Source organism: Candidatus Thiodiazotropha endoloripes (genome assembly GCF_001708965.1).
In the GTDB taxonomy this organism is placed as follows: domain Bacteria; phylum Pseudomonadota; class Gammaproteobacteria; order Chromatiales; family Chromatiaceae; genus Thiodiazotropha; species Thiodiazotropha endoloripes.
On sequence record NZ_LVJW01000006.1, the window covers coordinates 177,686 to 199,362 of the forward strand.

The 21,677-nt window shown below is 52.8% G+C and carries 15 protein-coding genes; 4 read left to right on the top strand and 11 right to left on the bottom strand.

The window, feature by feature from the left end:
* Nucleotides 1–7: 7 nt before the first annotated feature.
* The gene (locus A3193_RS11395; protein WP_069014892.1) at nucleotides 8–1,018 is read right to left on the bottom strand and encodes a polysaccharide deacetylase family protein; all 1,011 of its coding nucleotides are present in this window, start codon (nucleotides 1,016–1,018) and stop codon (nucleotides 8–10) included.
* An 803-nt stretch (nucleotides 1,019–1,821) separates the two neighbouring features.
* Between A3193_RS11395 and aroG the strand changes: the two genes are divergently transcribed.
* On the top strand, nucleotides 1,822–2,886 hold the full coding sequence (gene aroG / locus A3193_RS11400; protein ID WP_069006228.1) for a 3-deoxy-7-phosphoheptulonate synthase AroG: 1,065 nt from the start codon (nucleotides 1,822–1,824) through the stop codon (nucleotides 2,884–2,886).
* 115 nt (nucleotides 2,887–3,001) lie between these two features.
* The gene (locus tag A3193_RS11405; RefSeq protein WP_069006229.1) at nucleotides 3,002–5,083 is read left to right on the top strand and encodes an EAL domain-containing protein; all 2,082 of its coding nucleotides are present in this window, start codon (nucleotides 3,002–3,004) and stop codon (nucleotides 5,081–5,083) included.
* Nucleotides 5,084–5,159: 76 nt separating this feature from the next.
* On the opposite strand, the gene A3193_RS11410 is transcribed toward A3193_RS11405, so the two are convergent.
* The 8 genes from A3193_RS11410 to A3193_RS11445 all read right to left on the bottom strand — a co-directional run bounded on the left by A3193_RS11410 (nucleotide 5,160) and on the right by A3193_RS11445 (nucleotide 15,411).
* Nucleotides 5,160–5,681, bottom strand: coding sequence for a hypothetical protein (locus tag A3193_RS11410; protein ID WP_414630428.1), 522 nt, complete (start codon nucleotides 5,679–5,681; stop codon nucleotides 5,160–5,162).
* 391 nt (nucleotides 5,682–6,072) lie between these two features.
* The gene (locus tag A3193_RS11415) at nucleotides 6,073–6,651 is read right to left on the bottom strand and encodes a DUF302 domain-containing protein (protein ID WP_069006230.1); all 579 of its coding nucleotides are present in this window, start codon (nucleotides 6,649–6,651) and stop codon (nucleotides 6,073–6,075) included.
* 183 nt (nucleotides 6,652–6,834) lie between these two features.
* Nucleotides 6,835–7,470: a ParA family protein gene (locus A3193_RS11420; protein WP_068991019.1), complete on the bottom strand. Its 636-nt coding sequence runs from the start codon at nucleotides 7,468–7,470 to the stop codon at nucleotides 6,835–6,837.
* Nucleotides 7,471–7,557: 87 nt separating this feature from the next.
* Entirely contained in the window at nucleotides 7,558–8,622 is a 1,065-nt protein-coding gene (locus tag A3193_RS11425) for a hypothetical protein (protein ID WP_069014893.1), read from the bottom strand.
* A gap of 280 nt (nucleotides 8,623–8,902) precedes the next feature.
* Complete coding sequence (locus A3193_RS11430; protein ID WP_069014895.1) at nucleotides 8,903–9,475, bottom strand: hypothetical protein; 573 nt, start codon at nucleotides 9,473–9,475, stop codon at nucleotides 8,903–8,905.
* Between the two features lie 119 nt (nucleotides 9,476–9,594).
* Nucleotides 9,595–13,710: an efflux RND transporter permease subunit gene (locus tag A3193_RS11435; RefSeq protein WP_069014897.1), complete on the bottom strand. Its 4,116-nt coding sequence runs from the start codon at nucleotides 13,708–13,710 to the stop codon at nucleotides 9,595–9,597.
* A 114-nt stretch (nucleotides 13,711–13,824) separates the two neighbouring features.
* Nucleotides 13,825–14,895, bottom strand: a complete 1,071-nt coding sequence (locus A3193_RS11440) for an efflux RND transporter periplasmic adaptor subunit (protein WP_069006334.1) — start codon at nucleotides 14,893–14,895, stop codon at nucleotides 13,825–13,827.
* Nucleotides 14,896–15,042: 147 nt separating this feature from the next.
* On the bottom strand, nucleotides 15,043–15,411 hold the full coding sequence (locus A3193_RS11445; RefSeq protein ID WP_414630429.1) for an SCP-2 sterol transfer family protein: 369 nt from the start codon (nucleotides 15,409–15,411) through the stop codon (nucleotides 15,043–15,045).
* A gap of 687 nt (nucleotides 15,412–16,098) precedes the next feature.
* Between A3193_RS11445 and A3193_RS11450 the strand changes: the two genes are divergently transcribed.
* Together A3193_RS11450 and A3193_RS11455 are read left to right on the top strand one after the other, a co-directional pair.
* Entirely contained in the window at nucleotides 16,099–17,616 is a 1,518-nt protein-coding gene (locus A3193_RS11450) for a dynamin family protein (RefSeq protein ID WP_069014900.1), read from the top strand.
* A gap of 333 nt (nucleotides 17,617–17,949) precedes the next feature.
* Complete coding sequence (locus A3193_RS11455) at nucleotides 17,950–19,344, top strand: integrin alpha (protein WP_069006236.1); 1,395 nt, start codon at nucleotides 17,950–17,952, stop codon at nucleotides 19,342–19,344.
* 141 nt (nucleotides 19,345–19,485) lie between these two features.
* Here A3193_RS11455 and A3193_RS11460 read toward each other — a convergent pair whose 3' ends face one another.
* On the bottom strand, nucleotides 19,486–20,679 hold the full coding sequence (locus tag A3193_RS11460) for a sensor domain-containing diguanylate cyclase (RefSeq protein ID WP_235614982.1): 1,194 nt from the start codon (nucleotides 20,677–20,679) through the stop codon (nucleotides 19,486–19,488).
* Between the two features lie 12 nt (nucleotides 20,680–20,691).
* Nucleotides 20,692–21,558: an HDOD domain-containing protein gene (locus tag A3193_RS11465; protein WP_069006237.1), complete on the bottom strand. Its 867-nt coding sequence runs from the start codon at nucleotides 21,556–21,558 to the stop codon at nucleotides 20,692–20,694.
* Nucleotides 21,559–21,677 lie beyond the last annotated feature (119 nt).

The following is a 21,677-nucleotide window of genomic DNA, read 5'->3' on the forward strand; positions in this document are numbered from 1 at the left end:
ACACCAATTAAAAAATATTCAGGACCGTACAGAGAAACAGGGGTTTACTGCTCGAATTATTGGTATGGATATTAAATCTGGGTAGCGCCATTGGGTTTGAATCCTTGGCAACATAGCCTCTGCTGATTGTGAATCCAAGCCGGAATCCCGACTCATCGACAATTTTTTCGATGGCTGGATTGCAGTTGCCATTCGGATAGGCGATGGTATCGATCTCCTTACCGGTCTTCTCCTTAATCAGGCTTCTGGATTCAACAATCTCATGCCTGGCTTCATCCAACTCTATCTGGGTGAGAATCCTGTGACTCAAAGCATGTGAGCCAAAGCTGATACGCTCTTTGCCCAGCTGATTGACCTGCTGCCAATCCATGTATGCATCCAACTTCATGTCGATGGCACTCTGCGGTTGATGTGCTCTCAATCTCTCCAGGGTCTGGTAGATCTCCGCATAGGGCTTGGTCTTCAGTTGGGTTACCGCACGGCGCAGCAGCTCTTTGCCGGCGCCAGCTTCAATAGCAGCGAGTTCCATCAGTAACGATTGATCGGCTTCCGCTTCACTCTCATTCAACTGTGTCAGTCTGGCGAGCATCTCCTCCTGCCAAAACACCTCACCACTGCCGATATAGTTATAGGGCAGAAAGATGGTTGCCGGCACACCCTCCGCGGTCAACGCCGACCTGGCATGCTCAAAATTATCCCGCCAGCCATCATCAAAAGTGACCAGTAGACTGTTGCCGGCCATTGGTTGGTTATCCAGCAGGATTGCCTGTAACTCCTCCATATCGATGATGTGAAACTCATCCTTCAACCATCTCAGATGCTTACGGAACAGCGCACTCTCTGTGATGATCGCATCAGCCGAGTTTGTTTTTGCCGCCTGTGCATCAGGCAGAATACGGTGGTAGGCCAGCACGCAGACACGATCACGAAGCCGGTTGTTCTTAATCAGTGACAACAGACCGGAATAGTGGAGTGCGTAGGCAATAAAGGTCTTTATGGCATTCTTGATCAGTCGCATATTGTCTTGGCTTATACTTTAAGAGCCTTGTTTGGGCCGGTCTACACCAGGGCCTGTTATCACGAATCCAATTGGTCCAAAAATCTGGGCCGAAAAGTAGTCGCACTATTCTAGGAGCTGATCACAGCAAGCGCCCCGTCACTGCATGGCGCCAAAACCAGAAGCGATCTGATTTGGCAGCATGATGTCGGTTCATGACTCGTGCAGGACTTCGTTGAACAGAACCACCTTTGTAATCCCGATCGCGCAATATCACGATTCACCATTAGCACGACATACTCAGCCGCCGGGTTAACAACCTATACCCTAGCATTATCGGTAGCGCTTTTATAATCCTTTAGAGTGTTTCAGAATATGAAATATTACCCCTCGGCGACTGATCCATTTCAGCTGCAGCCCCGACTCTCCAGGCCCCAGCCCCACCAGACACTCGACTGAACCATTCAATACTAATTTCCATATTTACAACAAGTTACTTTATCTCAGCTGACCAAGGCCCCACTCTGGCAGAGTGACAAGTTCAACCCATTGCAACGCAGCATCAAAGGCTTCACCACCCCATTGACTGAGCAGATTGAGCAACCGTCGAACCAGCTGCCTAAACTGTCTATACAGTGGACCCTCCGGACAATCGCCCGGCATTTCGACCCTTGGCGTCCTGCACCACCCCCAATATGAATGGGGTTTAGTTGTTAGGAACATGATTAACTGTCGGCAGCTTGGCACAAACTCTTATCGCTGATTCAGTGGATGCATGTATAATCAGCTGTTTTTTGGACCATTGAACAATCGGCTTCCAGCGCATGAAACAAACTGACGATCTCCGCATCAAAGCCATCAAGGAACTCAATCCTCCGGCTCAGATACACCAGGAACTGCCCATCACAGAAAAGGCCTCAAATACCGTATTTGATGCCCGTCGGGGGATACACCGGATTCTGCATGGTGAGGATGACCGCCTGCTGGTGATCATCGGCCCCTGCTCGGTTCACGATCCTGAGGCTGCCCTCGATTATGCCAGCAGACTGCAGCCGCTGCGGGAATCCCTGAAGGATGACCTGGAGATCGTGATGCGGGTCTATTTCGAAAAACCACGCACAACCGTGGGATGGAAGGGACTGATCAACGATCCGACCCTGGATGACCGCTTTGAAATCAATGCCGGACTGCGCTTGGCCAGAAAACTGCTGCTGGATATCAATGACCTGGGAGTTCCGGCCGGAACCGAGTATCTGGATCTGATCAGCCCCCAATATATCGCCGATCTGATCAGTTGGGGAGCGATCGGTGCGCGCACCACGGAGAGCCAGGCGCACAGAGAGCTGGCGTCAGGCCTCTCCTGCCCGGTCGGCTTCAAGAATGCGACCAACGGCAGCATGCGGGTGGCGATGGATGCGATTCGCTCTTCATCCCGCCCGCATCACTTTCTCTCGGTGACCAAAGAGGGAAATTCCGCCATCTTCTCCACCCACGGCAATCCCGATTGTCATGTAATCCTGAGAGGCGGCAGCCGCCCGAACTATGACTCGGAGAGCATCAACATCGCTGCGGATGAGATGGAGAGTAATGGCTTGAAACCCCGGCTGATGGTCGATTTCAGCCATGCGAACAGCCGTAAACAGCACCCCCGCCAGCTGCTGGTCGGACGTGATGTGGCAAGCCAGATCGCCCGTGGCGACAATCGCATCATGGGTGCAATGATTGAAAGTTTCCTGACTGCCGGTCGACAAGATAGAGTTGAAGGGGAAACCCTGACCTATGGCCAAAGTATTACCGACGCCTGCATCGGTTGGGATGACAGTGTGCCACTTCTCAACACACTGGCTGAAGCGATCAGGCAGAGACGACAGAGCAGCAAGGCCACATAAAATCAGGGGATAGTCTGCAACAGTCGGCGTGGCACTGACTTAAGAATGGAGTTGACTGGCGGTAATCATAGCAGCTATGAAACAGATAAACGCAATGGTATCAGGATAGTACGGCATGCCCGAAGAAGCGATTGAGTTACTGGTTTTAGGAAATACAACCCCTGAAGTAGAAACCTGTCTGGACTCCCTGCGTAACAGTGGCACACCGGCTCATGCGATTCGAATCGATCATGATGCTGATCAACTGGCCGAACAACTGAAGAAAAAACGCCCTCTGGATCTGCTGATCTATACGGTCGAAGCCGACGCTCTGGAGATCAACCAACTGCTTGCACTACTGGGTGTCACCAGCTCTGCCACCCCGGTGATCGGCGTCAGTGACGAAGCCGATGACGAGCTGCGCATCTCACTGATGAAACAGGGCATAGCGGACCTGGTTGAACGTAAAAATTTCGATCACCTGGTTCAGGTCATCCTCCGAGAGTATAAGAATCTCAATATCGCACGGCGACTGCAGTTGATTGAACACCAACTGGAAGAGGCTGAGGAGCGCTGCGACGCTCTGACCGAAAGCTCCAGGGATGCGATCGCCTACGTCCACGAAGGCATGCATGTCACCGCCAATCGTGCCTATCTTGAGCTGTTCGGATTGGCCAGTGAGGAGGAGATCGAAGGGCTTCCAATCATGGATATGATCGCCCCCTCTGAGCACGCCGGATTCAAGAAACTGCTGCGAAAGCTGAGTGCTGACAGCGAACACTCCAGTGAAATGAAAACCACCTGTCTGCGCAGTGATGGTGCAGAGTTCAGCGCGGAACTCCACTTTACACCGGCAAGCATCGATGGAGAGCCCTGCACACAGGTGGTATTTCGAGATCAATCGATTACTCGGGAGGTGGAAGAGAAACTGCGCCTGCTGAGTACCCAGGATGTTCAGACAGGACTCTACAATCGCCAATACTTCCTCAATCAGCTCGAAGAGGAGGTCAGACGCAACAAACCCTCCGGCAGCAAAGGGAATACACTGTTCTACGTCACCCTGAACAATTTTACTGAAATTCGCAGCAAGACAGGCATCAAAGCCAGCGACACGCTGCTTTTGGAGATTGCCGGACTACTGCGTAAAACCGTCGGAAGCCAACAGGTGCTGGCCAGGTTCGGCGATCACACTTTCACCATACTATCTCAAGAGACTGAACCAAAAAGTGCCGAACAGATTGCGAAAAAGGTCTGCGATGCAATAGAGAGTAACAAACAGTCAGATCAGGAAATCCAGGCCACATGCAGTATTGGCGTGGTCTTCTGCTCTGAAGAGTTCTCCACAGGCAACGATTTCATCACCCATGCCTATCAAGCCTGTGAAATGGCTCGTTCGAAAGGTGGTAACAGCTACTATATTGCCGAAGAGCCGATTCCGGCTACTGACAGCGGCACCTCAGGAGAGGCCGATCTCTCCGCATTGATTCGTTTTGCCTTCGACAACGATAAATTTCAGCTGGCCTTTCAACCCATCGTCAGCCTGCATGGCGACACCCGGGAAAACTATGCGGTCACCCTGCGTCTTCTCGATGAACAACAGGAGGAGATCCAACCGGACCACTTCCTGAGTCAGATCCAGGAGATGGGGCGTATGCATGAGCTGGACAGGTGGGTCATCAAAAATGCCATTGACGAACTGGCGAAACAGCGCAAGCAGGGTAAGAAGATCAATTTTCTGATCAATATCTCCGGCAGTTCGCTGGATGATGAGACCTTGCTGCTGTTCGTCTGCGATTGCCTGAGAGACTATGAAGCCAAGGGCTCCTGGGTCACCTTTCAGTTTGATGACAGCGAGGCGAGGAGCCATCTGCAGAAGCTGAAGAAATTCGCAGAAGGATTGAAAAAGATCAAATGCAAAACCTGTATCGACCATTTCGGCCTGGCGAAAAAACCCGAAGCGATTCTCAGTAGCTTTCCCCTCGATTTCGTCCAGTTCCACACCTCGTTTCTGAGTGATCTGTCTGAAAATCAGGATAAACAGGACAAGCTGAATCATCTGAACGAACTGGTTCAGGCGGAGGATATCAAGACCATCGCCTCCGGGGTGGAGGAAGCTGGCAGTCTGGCGATACTCTGGTCGATCGGTATCAACTACATTCGGGGATACTTCATCCAGGAGCCATCCGACTCCATCGACTACGACTTCAATAGCGACTGAGTCTGTGAGCGTGCGCCGCCAATAAAAAAGGCGCCTCAGCGCCTTCCTCAAAACTATGCCTGGTCATACCACTGCTTCACCAGGGCATAAAATTGTTCCAAAAAGTCATCGGCCGGGAGACATCATGAATATTGTGATTCATGCTGTGCATTCCCCGTTGAATGCTGTAGGTGGAGTGGGTGATATTTTTCATCGATTCGTTCATGGAGTTCATACTGGTCAACATCGGCTCCAGTGCCCTGACATCCTGAGCCATGGAATCGACACTCACTGCCATGGTGCGTACATTCGCAGAGAGCTGGCCAACACTGTCTGTCATGGTCATCAGATTACTCGACATGACATTCATGTTGGAGTCAACGCTCAATGCCAGAAAATGAACATCCTTGGCCAAACTGAATATCAGGTAGAAACCGTAGGCGGCCAGTAGGATGAAAGCGAAAAGAGATGGGTAGACAATCAGCTCCCAACGCCTGGCACTGGTCTCAAACGCTAGGGAAAGACGGTCCATCGAGGACTGGTTTTCGCCCACCTCCCGGTCAATATCAGCTTTTCCGGAAGGGTCGTTTAGGGCTTTATCGTCATATTTATCTGTCATGCTTCGCAGAACCTGACTGTTACCTTCTCGTTACTTAGTTGGAAAATATTAGCATAACAATTATTTATCACAATAAAAGTCTCTTTATATGCTGATAGACTGAATCGGCATCGGGGCACTTATCAGGGGAGAGCTGGCAGCCAGTGTCGGCTGGAGTGATCGGACGAAGCGAAATCATGAAAAAATATTGATTTTAGCCGTTCCACCAAGATTCCTTTCAAAACAAAGGGTTAATTATCAGCAAGCACCCCCATACGCTCACCGCAAATCAGATTTGGTGAAAAATCAGTGGATTGTTCGTGATCAGGGGATAGACGATGGGAGATCCGCTACATTACCACAAATATTGCGTGGGAATAGCAAACGGATCCTCCCGATCAACTCTTGGTCGTCAGAAATCGCCGGCTGCACCGCGATTCATGATATCCAGAATGTACTCTTTAACCTGAATAGCCTTCTCTTTTAGCGCCGGAGGCAGTGGCTCTCCACCATAGATCATCATGTCCATGTTCAAGGTCATCAACCACAACTTGCCCTGCTTGTCCTCGATCAGGGTGATCCGGCAGGGCAGATAGGCTGAATAGGCATCGGAGTAATCGAGCATCTCAGCTGCGATCAGGGAGTTACAGAATAGATAGATCTTTACAAACCGATAGTCGCTACCGGATTTGGCCTCGATATCAAGCGACAGGGGCAGTTCACCCACATTGGACATGTTGTGTTCGTTGGCGACGAACTTCATGGTCTCTTCCACATCCTCTGCACTCAGTCCCTCTTCCACCTGCACCTTCCAGATGCTCGCTTCGGCAGCGCTTTTGCTCTCCACCAATGCCTCGCCAAACTCTTTGAAAACATTCCCGGCTCCTGGATCAAAGCCATCGAGCGCGTTATTGAATTTTGCATACAGGGCCGCAGCGCCGATTACCGCCAGCAGTCCAATCAAAGCCAATAAATTTCTTAACATCCCCATCTCTCTCTCCAACAAACAAATTATATTTCTAAATTCGATCCCGTCCCATGGGGACAGATAACCGTGAGACCTTCTGTGTTGTTACCGGTAGTTGTATGCCCAGCACGACACACGCTGATAGGCGATCTATCAATTATGCCTTACAAATGATAACAGACCCCAATGAATTGATTGAGAAATCGGCTATTGTGAGACATATTTCGGGTAGAGGGCTGCCGTTAAAGCATAAAACTCTTTACTACCCTTGCCCCTGGGATCGAGCTCGTAGACTGCCAATCCCTCACTGAATGAGCGCCGGAACACCGTTCTCTGACAGAGGCGATGTTTTACAAAACGAACATCCGGCAGGGAGACCAGGGCTGCGGCAGCCTCATCGGATTCCCGTATCGCGTGGTGTGTATCGGCACGATTGATGAAAGTCAGCAATTCGGGGCGCTCCCCATCCACCGCCTCATCGAGGAAATTAATAAAGCGTTGAGTCGACCAGATATCGGCCTGGGAGGGTGGCACCGGTATCACCACCCGATCTGCCAGCGCCAGTGCCAGCTTCATCGACTCGATATCGGACGCCCCCACATCGATCAATACCTCATCGTAGCCGGCAAGTTTTTTACGGCTCAGAGCTGAGCCGCTTTTTATCTTCAGAAAGGGTTCAAAACCCTCTTCATTGCGGACTTCGGAAACATCACTCAGTGTTGCCTGTGGATCTGCATCGATGACCAGTACATCAGCCTCAGCCATTTCCAACCAGACAGCCAGATTGAAGGTAACCGTACTCTTTCCGGACCCTCCTTTCAGACTACCGATTACAGTTATCATACACTCCCCTTTATTATTGTGATTCGCCCCGTTATTAGACTGATCAGGTACCTGCTGAAAGGATTGCCGTTAAACTGTCAGTACCATTTATCTGGGGCCTTGTGAGTAGACACTATTCTGCCCAGCCCAGTTTTGCGAAACCTGAGGCCAGTTTTGCTGTTGTGTCAGTTTATACCAGGCACCCTCGCCATCTGAATGGCCATCATACCAGTCGACCCGTTTGTGATCCCGGCCGGCATGGCGCTCGGGATGCATCTGCCAGCTTGGGTAGGCTTGTGGCATCGGTGCCGCATAGCGCCCCCATGGTGCCACCCCTGCCGGATAGTGCTGGACCATCCCCGGATATCGATTGGGGGGTAGATAGGCATAAGCGGGTTGCGGCATACGCAATTGAGGAGCCGGTCTGAATCTGAGTGGTTGAGGCCAACCACGATTGACGTAACCAGGCATCCGATTCATCGGCATCATCGGTCGGCCATAGCCGCCATACGCCGCAGGAGCGTAAACTCTATGATCCGGCCTGAATTTATGTCCTGAATAGCGGCCATTGCCATAGACATAGCGCGATGTCGGCGATGGTCTGTTGATCATTCTGTGATTTCCCTGGTAGGCAGACTGCATGACGGGGAGCGGTTGATAAGCGCCATACCCATATCGGGGCATTTGCGGATAGATCCGGGGGCTGTTGTCTGCATAGGAGCTGGGTTTCGCCTTTTTCACTGGACTCAGTGGGCGATAGATATAGTTGTCCGGTATGGTGATATTCGCCGGGCGGTAGGCTACCGCCGGTGTCGCTACGGTCTGTGGGGAGGCTTGCACCGGCTTCATCGGTCTGAAGCGATAGCCCTGATGGGATTGCTGCATCTGATTGTAGGCGGCATAGCGTGGAGCAGCACGTTGCACTGTCCGTTGTCTCTCCCCTGACCAGGGTCTGAAGCGATAGGCCGATGCTCTGGCAGGGAATCGGTAACCGGCGTAGTTGGGTTGCCCCTGCTGCCAGTTTTGTCCATAACCGGGGGAGCCATTGCCGGCAGGCATCTGAAATGGATATTTCGCTGCACCATAACCACCCTCAGCCTTCAGTTCAGCAGTGGGAATCATGGTTGCGGTAAAGACACCAGAAAGCAGTAATGCAAACGCTGCGATTTTCATCAGGGTTACCTGTTTCCTTGTTATCAGCTTGTAAGATTGGGTTGTGTCACCCAACCGGATAATGCATGAATCATCTTGACTATCGCTCTGTTCCAGGCGGCAATGGGATCGTTTCGTTATCAACCGCGACCCGACTCAGCAGCCTTGCTCAGTATTGCTCTCTCAAGCAGATTCTTTTATTGATTAAATACTCGACAGTTTAGCGGTAAATAGCCGAGTGCAAAACTGTTTTAACGTTTTTTTCCACTTTCCCGACCTGCGAGCTGGTCGACTGCCTCATTCAGGGCGCCATGAGTTGAGGCTCAGAGGTATAGAAGGGCGTTGTGTCCGAAGGGAATCCACGATCCAGACGCTCATCGGGACGAAACCGGTACTGATTGCCCTGAGAGTATCCAAACCGACCAGTTTCGGAAGTTGACTGCTGGGGACGAAAGCGGAGCTCTCCAACGGGTTGGCGAGTCTCCCGGTTGGTCAGATTTCGTTGCTTGATCCGCTCCTGCTCTGACGGATTGAGGGGACGAAATCGATAGCCCTGATGGTATGGTGTTATCTCATGCCGCTGGGGTACTGGCCGATAGGTACCTTCAGGCAAGCCAAAAGGAGTATCGGTGTAGTCTCGATAGGGTTGGGTCGACTGATCAGCTGAACGCTTCCATTCACGCTCTGTCTGGGATGCCATCTCCTGATGCTTATTTAGTGGACGCCACTGATACTGTCCATAGACCCCGCTGTTTGAGCGGGATCCGAAAGATCTGGAGTCATTGAGAGGATAGGCGTAGCGTTCGGCAAACAGCTGTACAGGTGCCAACAGGCAGACCGACCATAACAACAGCAGATAGATGTTGATGTGCAAACACGCATACTCCGCAGTAAGCCTGGTGCAGCTTCAGGCTGCAACAGACTATGATCAATCAGCAGGAAACCGGTTTGATCGACGGGCCCGAAGCTGGCCCATGACCATCCATCTCCCGCCTACTTAAGGCGAATTCCCCGTCGAGCAGCCTTCTTACGAACCGGAAAACTCGCAACATTTGAAGCGGCTTTCCTCTTCGGCTCGGTGGACTGCTTGACCTTATTCTCACCATTCCCTTTCTTTGCGGCACTGCCTGCCTTTTTCTTAGCAACCTGCTTCTTCAAGGTCGATGGGCGTTTTTTCGGTTTGGCCGGGGTTTGCTGTTTTGATTTGACCGGTCTCTTCTCAGTTTGTGCAACCTCTTTGCTCTCAATCTCAACCGCTTCTTGTGCTTCTGGCGCTTCAGTCGCAGCCTTGCTCATGGGTTCAGATTCTACAGCAGGAGACTCAACAGGTTCCGGTTCGGATTTCACCTCATCCCGCATTTTCGCATCACCGCGGGCTGTCTCCGCTGATGCTGCAACCTGAGCTCGCTGCTGTTTAACAGGTGCCGCTGCAACAGGTGGTTCAGAATCCTCTGGAGTCGAGCCGCCAGCCGTTGGCGTCGGACTTCCGGAGCTGCTGCTCCCCCCACCGGGGCTGCTCATATCAGGCTTCTTCTCTACTGGGGGAGAGGCCTGATTCGATTTTCCAGCCCGACCTTTAAACAACTGACCAATCAGCAGAAAGATACCTTTGAACAGATAGAATACCAGGCTGAAGAGGGCAATAATCTTAGTCCAGATCAGCATGCCGATGGAACTTTTCTGCTCAGACTGAAGGTTATCCACAGCCGCTTCAGCGGCCACCTCGGCCTGCTTTTCGGCTGGCTCTTCCAGCTGCGCTATCAGGTGCTCGCTACCGGCCGGTGCCGTTGCCGCAGCAACCTCCAGAATATCCTTACTCGCTTTGATACAGCCCAGCGGAATAACGATCAGGGTCAATATGGTGGAGACCATGACACCGGAAGCCAGGGAGATTGCCATACCCTGGAATATGGGATCAAAGAAGATTACCGATGAACCGCACACCAGGGCGAATGCGGTGATCATGATCGGTCGGGTTCTGGTCTTACAGGCCATGATCACCGAATCGACCACAGAGACACCCTGTTGAACCTGATGAATTGAGAAGTCCACCAACAGGATGGAGTTACGCACAATGATACCGGCCAATGCAATCCATCCGATCATCGAGGTCGCGGTGAACTCACCCCCCCAGCCTGCCTGGAAGAAGAGAAAATGGGCCGGAATGATACCGAGCAGCGTCAGCGGAATCGGTGCCATGATCAGTGCCGGGATCCTGAAGTTGCCAAACTCCCACACCACCAGGATATAGATCAGCACCAGTGCCACAGCAAAAGCGGCCCCCATGTCACGGAAGGTCTCAAACGTTACCGTCCATTCACCGGCCCACTCAATTGCTGTTGATGAGTCATTCTTTGGCGCGCCCAGCCAGTGCGCATCGATCGGCACATTGTCCGGCGCCACATAAGGATCAGCATCTCCCAATCCATTGAGAAGATCCTGCACCTGGAACATGCCGTAGACCGGCGCAGCCAGTTTGCCGCCAACTTCAGCGACAACATACTCCACATCACGCAGATCCTTGTGGTAGATGATTGGATCTTCATAGACCTGCTCAAAACGTCCCAGCTCTCGCAGTGGAACAGTCACCCCTTTACTGGACTGAATCGGAAGATCACCCAGACGAGTGATTTCGGAACGTTCAGCCAGTGGCACCTGCATCATGATATTGATCGGCTCATGACCGGCACGCTGTTTGACATCCCCGAGAGGTGAACCACCCAGAGACATACCCAGGTTACGATTGATAGTATCCACCGAAATGCCGCGACGCACCGCTTTTTCTGTATCCACGGTAAAGCGCCAGTACTGGTATGGATCACGCATGTAGTTATCCACATCCCGCAGACTTTCGGTTTGTTCGAAGATCTTGGTGAGATCCTGTGCAACCTGGCGCCGGACTTCCGGGCTTGGGCCATGCACTTCAGCGACCACGGATTGCAACACTGGAGGTCCAGGCGGCATCTCAACCACAGCAACCTTGGCACCGGTACCCTCGCTCAGCTTGCTAAGCATGGCGCGGGTTTCAACCGCAATCTCATGGCTGGTCCTGGAACGCTCCGTCTTGTCCAGCAACTGCACCTGAACTTCCGCATGCCAGGGATCCTTACGCAGATAGTAGTGCCTGACCATACCGTTGAAGTCGAAGGGTCTGGCCGTGCCCGCATAGACCTGTACCGCCGTCACTTCCGGCATCACCCGAATCTTCTCGGCCATCTGATGGGCCAGATTGGCGGTTACCGGCAGTGCGGTGCCCTCCGGCATATCGACCACCACCGCAAACTCCGGCTTGTTATCCAGCGGCAGCATCTTCACCGCCACCCATTTGAAATAGAAAAATGAGCAGGTAATCAGGAAGGTGCCCCACATCACCAGCTTGAAAATCCTCGCCTTACGCGGGCTCTCGATCATCGGCATCAGAATGCCCTTGAACAGACCTTCCAGCCATTCAGCCTCCTTATGCTCACGATCTCCAGCCACCTTCAGGTAGTGCATGGAGGGTCTCAACCAGTGGGAGACGGTCAGATAAGGGGTAAAGACAAACGCAGCGAAAAGGGAGATCAGCATCGCTACCGAACCGAGCGCCGGGATCGGCTCCATGTAGGGCCCCATCATGCCGGAGACGAATCCCATCGGCAGCAGTGCCGCGATAACCGTGAAGGTTGCCAGAATGGTGGGGTTACCCACCTCACGCACCGCATCCACCGCGGTGACAATATCGGTGGAGTTCTCCTCCAGCCATCGCCGATAGATATTTTCCACCACCACGATCGCATCATCCACCAATATGCCGATGGAGAAGATCAGGGCAAACAGACTCACCCGGTCGATGGTATAACCCATCACCCAGGCACTGAAGATGGTCATCAACAGTACCACCGGAATAACCAGTACCACCACGATCGCCGGCCTGAAGGCGCGGAATGCCGCCAAAACCAGCAGGAATACAAAACCGGTGGCCACAAACAGCTTGAAGATCAGTTCACTGACCTTGTCATCTGCCGTCTGACCGTAGTTTCGGGTGACACTGACTTCCACATTCTCAGGAATCAGAGAACCTTTGATGTGTTCGACCCGCTCCTTGATGGAGTTGGCCACGGTGACGCCATTGGAGCCCTCTTTCTTGGCGATCGCCAGGGTGATCGCAGGCACGCCATCCGCCTTGATATCCAGGCTGCTGGCGGCACCGGTGTAGAAGCCCACCAGCTGCTTGGCATCCTCCGGACCCTGTTTGACCCGGGCGATATCGTGCACATAGACCGGGACATCCTTGTGTGTACCCACCACCAGACGATTGATATCTTCCGCATGCTTGAGAAAAGAGCCGGTCACCACGGAGAAGTGGGTACTGCCCGCCTCGACCCCGCCAGCCATCTGCTCAGCATTGGCGGTGCGGATGGTATTGGCCACCTGATCCAGACTGATGCCATATCCCGCCAGCCGTTCAGGAAAGACCTCGATGGTCACCTGCTCCCGGCGCCCGCCAACCACAAAGCCGTTACCGGTATCGGGCAGCTCTTTCAGCGTCTGTAGGACATCGTGCCCCAACATCCGCAGCTGGCCATCGTCCACATCGGGCATACCGTCCCGATCCAGATCCTTGGACCAGAGCGTCAGGGTGACCACCGGGACATCATCGATACCTTTCGCCTTGACCAGCGGCGGCATTACCCCGGGTGGAATCAAATCCATGTTGGAGTCGATCTTGTCGTTGACCTTGACCAGTGAGGGTCCCATCTCCTCACCCACTTCAAACTCAAGGGTCACCACGCCACCACCCCGTTGAGAGGCGGAGTAGACATGTTTGATATCGGGGATCTCGGACATGATCCGCTCAAGCGGCTCGATCGCCAGCGCCGACACCTGATCCGCGGCAGCACCGGGATACTGGACGAAGATATCCACCATCGGTACTGAGATCTGGGGATCTTCCTGGCGCGGTGTAATGATCAGGCCCAACAGCCCCATCAGCATCATGGCCATGAAGAAGAGCGGCGAGAGTGGGGACTGAATGAAGAACCTTGCGGTCCTGCCGGCTATCCCCAGATGAGCCTCATAATTGGGGTCCATTGAATGGAGCTGATCGAGTTTGTCGTCGTTCTGGCTCATATTTGATCCCGAAACTGTAGTGTTGGGCCGTCAGGCCCTACCCTAAAGATATAAGATGGATATGGAAGCACCAGATTAACTTGACTACTACCTGTCGGCACTTCCGGAATTATTTTATTGCTGCGGTGTTGTCCAGCCTGTGCTGATGTCCACCGGAGGATTGCGTAATATCCGCTCCCCAGCCTGCAATCCGGAGAGTACCGTGGTAAAACCACCACCCGGCAGCTTCTCACCGACACGAATCAGACGCAGCGTGGGCTTGCCATCCTCTCCCTCCACATAGACCCCGGGGAGACTGCCGTTATAGCGAATCGCACTGTTGGGAATAATTGGATTGGATCTGGCGGGGGCATTGAAATCGGGTACCAGCACCTTGGCGTACATACCGGGTGCAGAGACACCCTGTGGCAGATCAAACTTGATCGTCACAGTGTGTCGTTGGGCATCGGCCATGGGGAAGATCTGTGCCACACGTACCGGAACCTCACGGTCACCGACATCGAGCTCAGCCCTCAGCATCATCCCCTCATTCAGACCGGGGCGTAACCGGCCCGGCACATCCACCACGATCTGCAGGTACTCCACATCCGCATACTTCAGGAGGGGTTGGCCGGGTTGCACGGTATCGCCCACCTCAACGAATTTTTTCATGATCACCCCCTGAAATGGGGCAAGACTCTTGGCATCCCTCAGCTTGGCATCGATGGCCCGAATTTCGGCCTGTACACGGTAGATGGTGTTTTGCGCCTGCTGAATATTGGTTCGCGAGGAGAAGATATCGGCTGTCCTTTCAGCGCCCTGATCCCGATCGCCAAAGGCATCCTCCATCGGTCGGGTGAACATCTGATCGAACAGATTGGGCATCCCCATGCCACCCATTGCCGATTTCGACTTGGGTGACCAGAGTTCCCGGTTGTACTGCACACCGGCATTTCGCAGTTGGGCATCCGCATTGGCCAGCTGAGCCATCGCCGCCTGCCGTTTGGCCATCAATTCACTGTCATCCAGCTCAACCAGGCGATCAGACTCCTTGAAGGTATCCCCTTCGATACCGGCCAGGTAGTTTACCCGCCCCGGCAACTGCGCTGACAGGGTAACCTCTTTGTAGGGAACCACGGTTCCCCCCAGAGAGACATGGGGTACGCCTTGTGTCTGCTGCACGACAAAATAAGCACTGTCAGCCATATTCGGCTGGGAATGGACACTCCCGGCAGCCAAGGAAGCAGCCAAACCCGCTGTGATTAACATTGCTTTGAATTGTGAACCCATATTTTGCTACTACCTAGTGTAATGACACGTATTTAGGAGAAATAATCACCGGATGAGGATTGTTCAGACCCGTCCCATCACAGAGAAGCTCTTGATGAAAGGTCCGGCCATTCTTGGATCTTTGATCATTGACGAATAGTCACCGACGACGAATTTCATTTTACGCGAGGTGAAGGCCATACCGAGCCCCATCATGCCGGGAGGCTTTGCCATCCACTTGCGCCACTGATCCTCGGAAGCGCGGATATCCCAGTTCAAGGTCTGACCGCTGAAAGCCTCACCAGAGACGGCCTTGCCATTCTCGACTGTCAGAACACCCTTCGGTGCATCATCACCATCCAATCCATAGCCGATCACACTGTTGAAACCGATCTGGGATAGGGCATCGGACAATTCCGGCTCAGCATTCCAGTGCGTTGCAAACTCACTCATCCAACTATCCGAAAACAATTCAGCCATCTCAACCTCCACGTATTTCTCTGACTTATTTTTTTGTATTAGGGGCGAAAGCTAACCCTATTTGAGAACTTCCCAGTATCCCTAAAGGGACGGTTTAATGCAACCGAGGAATTTGTTAAGAAAGCCCCATATATCATTTGGTTATCAGATAGTTAAATATATTAGAACTTCATTATATACCATTTTAAATCAACAAGATATCCTGACATTCAAGGGCCTGAAATTGCAACAAATGATACTATTTTAATAACACTCTTTTTCACTATTATTAATTACAGTCAGTGGATTAGTTGAATCTGTGGATTTCCATGCCACCTCTGAAGATCTCTGCAGCGTACCGATCGCCGATAAAAACAGACCGATTCCAAGCATGAATCGCAGTAGATGACCCGATACGGGCATGGTCTGCAACCTTCAAGTCGACCATTTTCGCAGCAGGATCCAGGACAATGACGAGTTTGCGTGGCCCGGACGAAAAAAATCATGCATCCACCGAAGACAGTCATTAAGATAGCTCACAGGAATATGAACTCTTGATGCCATTCTCATTCTGATACTATTTAGACAGGCACCGCCGTGGATTGGGATCAATGCCTACGGCAGATAAGGGCCTGATAACACGAACAACAAATTATTCATTATTAGAGGAGCAAAATCGATATGCATCCAGCAGGACAGGTCATAGAGGCACGCCTTCAACACCTTGAAACCCACCTGGAACAGGAAAACCCCATACTCCTCAGCACAGTTCAAAGCTTTCGTGTACTCGACTCGGTAGCCTTTCGCATGGGACTGCTGGAGGGTGACAGTTCATTCGCCACCCAAATCCCCTGGTGGCCGCTGATCTCGATTCTAGGCACCTTCTCAGCGGGCAAATCGACCTTCATCAACCACTATATCGGTGACAAGATTCAGCGCTCCGGCAACCAGGCGGTCGACGACAAGTTTACCGTCATCTGTTATAGCAAAGAGGCTACAGCCCACGCCCTGCCAGGTGTGGCACTCGATTCTGATCCAAGATTCCCGTTCTACCAGATGTCGGATGAGATCGAAAAGGTCGCCAAAGGGGAAGGCGACAGAATCGACGCCTATCTGCAACTGAAGACGTGCCCAAGCCAGCAGCTGCGGGGTAAAATATTGATCGACTCCCCCGGATTCGATGCGGATGCACAACGCACCTCCACCCTGCGCATTACCGACCACATCATCGACCTGTCCGATCTGGTGCTGGTCTTTTTCGATGCCCGCCACCCGGAACCCGGGGCGATGCAGGATACCCTGAGCCACCTAATCGAACGTACCATCCATCGCAACGATACCGGCAAGTTCCTCTACATTCTCAATCAGATCGACACCACCGCCCGGGAGAACAACCCGGAAGACGTGATTGCCGCCTGGCAACGGGCCCTGGGGGAGAGAGGGCTCACCGCCGGACGCTTCTATGCCATCTACAATCCTGATGCCGCTGTACCGATCGAGGATGAAGCCCTGCGTCAGCGTTATGAAACCAAACGGGATCTCGACTTGAGCGAAATTCACAGCCGCATGGAAGAGGTGGAGATCGAACGGGCCTATCGTATTGTCGGCGCTCTGGAAAAGACCGCCCGGGATATTGAAGAGCGCTGTGTGCCCCTGGTATCCAGTACCTTGGAAAAATGGCGCAAACGGGTCCTGATCGGGGACGCAGTGCTGATGGGTATCACACTGCTTGGGTTGCTGATCTACTCGATCAATGCGGGATATTGGCAAGGATTCAGTTTTCAGCCACCCTGGCTGGCGGCCGACGCCAACAGCCTGATACCCTGGATCGCACTGCTGCTTGTCATCATTCTGCTGACCGCGATTCATTTTACCGTGAGAGGGCTGGCCGCACGCACACTGTTGAAAGGTCTTCGGAAAAAAGCCAAAGAGATGGGCCTGAAGAGCAATCCGGTAGGCTCGTTCATTCGCAGCACCAAACCCTGGCGCTCCATCTTCAGAAAAAAACCGGCCGGCTGGGGGCGTAAATCCCGTAAACAGCTGACCGATGTAGTGCAGTCCACCGACACCTACATCCAGACCCTGAACGATCAATTCACCAATCCTTCAGGCAGTGAGAAACTGCTTGCCGCGGAAACCCCGGCCACAGCTCCCGCAGCAACGGAAACCGCTGATGAATCCCCAGTGGTCAGCAGCTGACACCCTCCCAGCCAAGGTGACTTGAGGCTGCCTCATGGGGCAGCCTCAAGTCATCAAAGAGAGCAACGTCGGTAGACAATCATTGCGATCAGAAGAAACGATTGAGCGGTTATTAGACCCCATCACTGAAGACAGGGGTGTACCGTGGATAGACCGAAGGTTGCTTTAGTCATGGCCTGTTGAGCAGAGACACAGACAGAGAATAGGGATTATTCCGTTCATTTGGATCAATCGTGAACAAAAACACAGATCCACGCTTTGAATACGAACCAGTCAGGCCATAATAGAGTCTATGAGTAGCATCACAATGGAACTGATAAGGTCTCGATCGATATGAAACCCAATCAACTGCCTGCACTGTTCGCATTGAGCGTTCTATTAGGTCTGCTCATCAGTGGTTGCGAGGAGACCTATACCAAGGAGGTCGATGAGGATCAGAAGATCTCAGACAGCCGCGGACAGTTCTCCGGTGACCTGGATGACGGAGACCGGTTTGGTGCGGCACTGGCCAATATCGGCGACCTTGAGGGAGACGGCGTCATCGACCTGGCAGTCGGCTCCCCTTACGATGATGACAACGGTGAGGACCGTGGTGCCGTCTGGGTACTCTTCCTGGATGACGATGGCCAGGTCGACACCCAGCAGAAGATCTCTGACAGTAAGGGGTCGTTCGATGGTGACCTGGATGACGGGGATCTGTTCGGCAGCGCCCTCGCCCCGCTGGATGACCTGAATGGTGATGGTTTCAGGGATATCGTGGTCAGTGCGCCAATGGATGATGACGGCGGCACCGATCATGGGGCGCTCTGGGTCCTGTTTCTCAAGGACGACGGGACGGTGGAGTCATACCAGAAGATCTCTGAAGAGTCCGGTGAGTTGAATGAAAACCTCGATGCGGATGACCAGTTCGGCCATGCCGTGGCGAATATCGGCGACCTCAACAACGATGGCATTACCGATCTGGCGGTTGGTATGCCCAACGATGATGATGGCGGTACCGATCGGGGCGCCGTCTGGATTCTCTTCATGAACAGTGACGGCACGGTCAGCGCGCGGCAGAAAATCTCCTCCGAAAAGGGCGGCCTGGAGCGCAAACCGAATGATGGAGATCGGTTTGGCAGCTCGGTAACCGCCGTCGGCGACCTGGACGATGACGGAGTGATCGATATTGCAGTGGGTACCAGTGGAGATGACGATGGGGGTACTGATCGCGGTGCGGTGTGGGTGCTGTTCCTGAACAGCGACGGCACGGTGGATGGCCTGAAGCGAATTTCACACAACCGGGGCGGGCTGGAGGATCAGCTCAGTGATGGAGACCGCTTCGGTAGTGCTCTGGCCAATCTGGGTGACCTCAACAACGACGGCAACGATGATCTGATGGTCGGCGCACCGGGGAGTGACGATGGCGGCAGCAACCGGGGGGCCACCTGGGTTCTGTTCATGCAGGGTGATGGTGAAATCATCTCAGCCTCCAAGATATCCGATACAGAAGGGGATTTTGACGGCAGCCTGAATGACAACGATCAATTTGGCAGTTCCTTGGCCGGTATCGGCGACCTGAATGAGGATGAGCATCAGGATCTGGCAGTTGGCGCACCCTTTGATGACAATGGCGGAACCGATAAAGGCGCAACCTGGATTCTCTTCCTGGGGCCGACTGAGAGTCACTATGACACCAGTGAGGGGATCATTTTCGGTTCCCTTTCCAGTGCCATTCAACAGCAATAGTATTGCTCTTCATCAAAGCGAGTGATTAGCCGCAAATAGAACTACAGCTGTTTGCGATATTTATACGGTGAATGAGGTGTATTTGCGGCTATCGGTTTTAGGGCCTGTTAACACGAATCCAATAGGCCCGAGAAACCAGACTCAATCGTCTACCGGCTCTTTAAAGCGTATACGCCGGTTGCGGCCTTCCCGTTTGCACTCATACATCGCCTGATCAGCCTGTGAGTAGAGCTGATCGACCAGCTGGCTCGGGGTCAGTTTCTGATCGGAATTTTTAGTCAATTCAGTCATGCCGATACTGACTGTCAGTTTGATACCGGGATGGCTGTTGCCCATGTTGATGTTGGTCAAACGTTCCTGGATCCGTTGCGCCATCAGATCAGCACCTTCGATTCCGGCTTCAGGCAACAGGATCACAAACTCTTCCCCACCAACCCGGGCTACCAGATCACCACCCCGTGCTTCGTCCATCAGTATTCGGGATATCGCGGCCAGGACCTGATCTCCCACCAGGTGGCCCCATTGATCGTTGACCCGCTTGAAATGGTCGACATCGACCAGCATCAGGCTGCAAGGCTGTTTGGAGCGGATCGCACGGGATATATGCGCCTCCGCCTCATTGAAGAAGAAGCGGCGATTGTGCAAACCGGTCAGCTCATCCACCATCGAGAGCTGTTCATAGCGTTTGCGCAAACGATTTGCCTCTTCCAGGGATTTACCCAGTTCTTCGGTTCGTTGATCGATCAGAATTTCCAACTCATGAAGCATCTGATGATTGTAGAGAATCTGTCCCAGGCAGCTGCTGAAAAGGCTTAAGGTATGCTGTTGCCAGGGCTCGAAATACTCCGCCATGGGGTGTGAGGCATTGAGTACGCCAAGGACCTTATCGCCCATTTTTATCGGCGCACTGATCAACGACCCGGGCATATCGGAGACAGTTGAGTCGTGAGGTTTGAATTCACTGCTCTGACTGCAATCCCGACAGTACTGCAGCTGTGCGGAACTGTAGGCGATACCCACGATACCTTCCCCGGGCTTGAACGCCATACTGTCTGCTGTGGCTCTTGCGCTTGGCGTACCGGTGATCTCCGCATGGGACTCTGCCATGCTACGGCCTGATACACATCGCAATACGCCCGCTTCCATACGAAACACAGAGCAGTGATCGATATTCTGATAGCGCACCAGTTCATCCAACGCTTCGGCCAGCAGTTCCGCTTCGGTAACCCGCTCAAGATTGATTTGAGAGAGCGCCCGAAGAGCGGACAGGGAGTCAAGTAGATTGAAAAAGCGTTCTCTTAAGTCCATCGATGTCTGGTTAAACGAAAGATCCATGGGACACTCCTGTCAACTTGCCAACATATTGGCAATGACCTTGATCTCCTCTTCTTCGTCGATAAAACCGCTCTTCACCACCGCGATGGTCTCAGCCGACAAACCACAACAGTCCGAAAGCTCCGATGTGCAATCCATAACCGGTTGCTGCTCCTGTTCAGCCTCAGAGAGCCAGCAGGAGACTGCACCAACCAGAGTTACCTCTTTGGTATGCTGGGAATCGCCAGGCTGATTGGCTTGGGCAATGGCTGATACCACCAGCTCCGGCAGGTGCCATCGATCCGCAAGCCAGGCCCCGGCCTGCCGGTGATTGATACCGAGCATCTCTGTTTCCAGCGTCAGAATATCCGCATCACTTCCCTGCTGGCGCTTCTGCACAAGCACCTTGTCATAATCTTCCGGAAACAGATGCACCAGAACCAGGACACCGATCTTCATCAACAATCCGGCCAGATAGACCGCATCCGGATCCGGTGGCTCTGAGGTGGTGCTGCGAACGCTGAGATGTCTGGCCAGAATCGCAGTGGAGAGGGATTCAAGCCAATACTGTTTGATATCGAACTGATGGCAGTTTGAAATATCGAAAGCGCCGCTGACCGCAATACTGAAGGCCAGGCTTTTCACCATATTCAGACCCAATACACGAATAATTGCATCCTCAACCCTGAGCACCGGATTCTGCTGCCCAAAGTATGCCGAATTGGCCAATCCCAGAATCCGTGCACTCAATCCAGGATCCTGATCGATCGCTTCAGCCAGTTTGTTAAGTGCCAGGTCCTCTTCGGTCAACAGCGCAAGCAGTCGGGTTGCGGTTGTTGAAAGTGGGGGTAGGTGCTGCAGTTTGAGCACCTGGTCTTTCGCTTGTCTGGCCGTTTGCATCGTTATATTTTGATTAGGGATAAATGGTATTACTTCCTTACACCCTTAGCGGCATCAACAGGTTGATCTTTAACCTCCCATTTAACTCAGGATTTGATTTTTCAGGATGGTGTACTTAC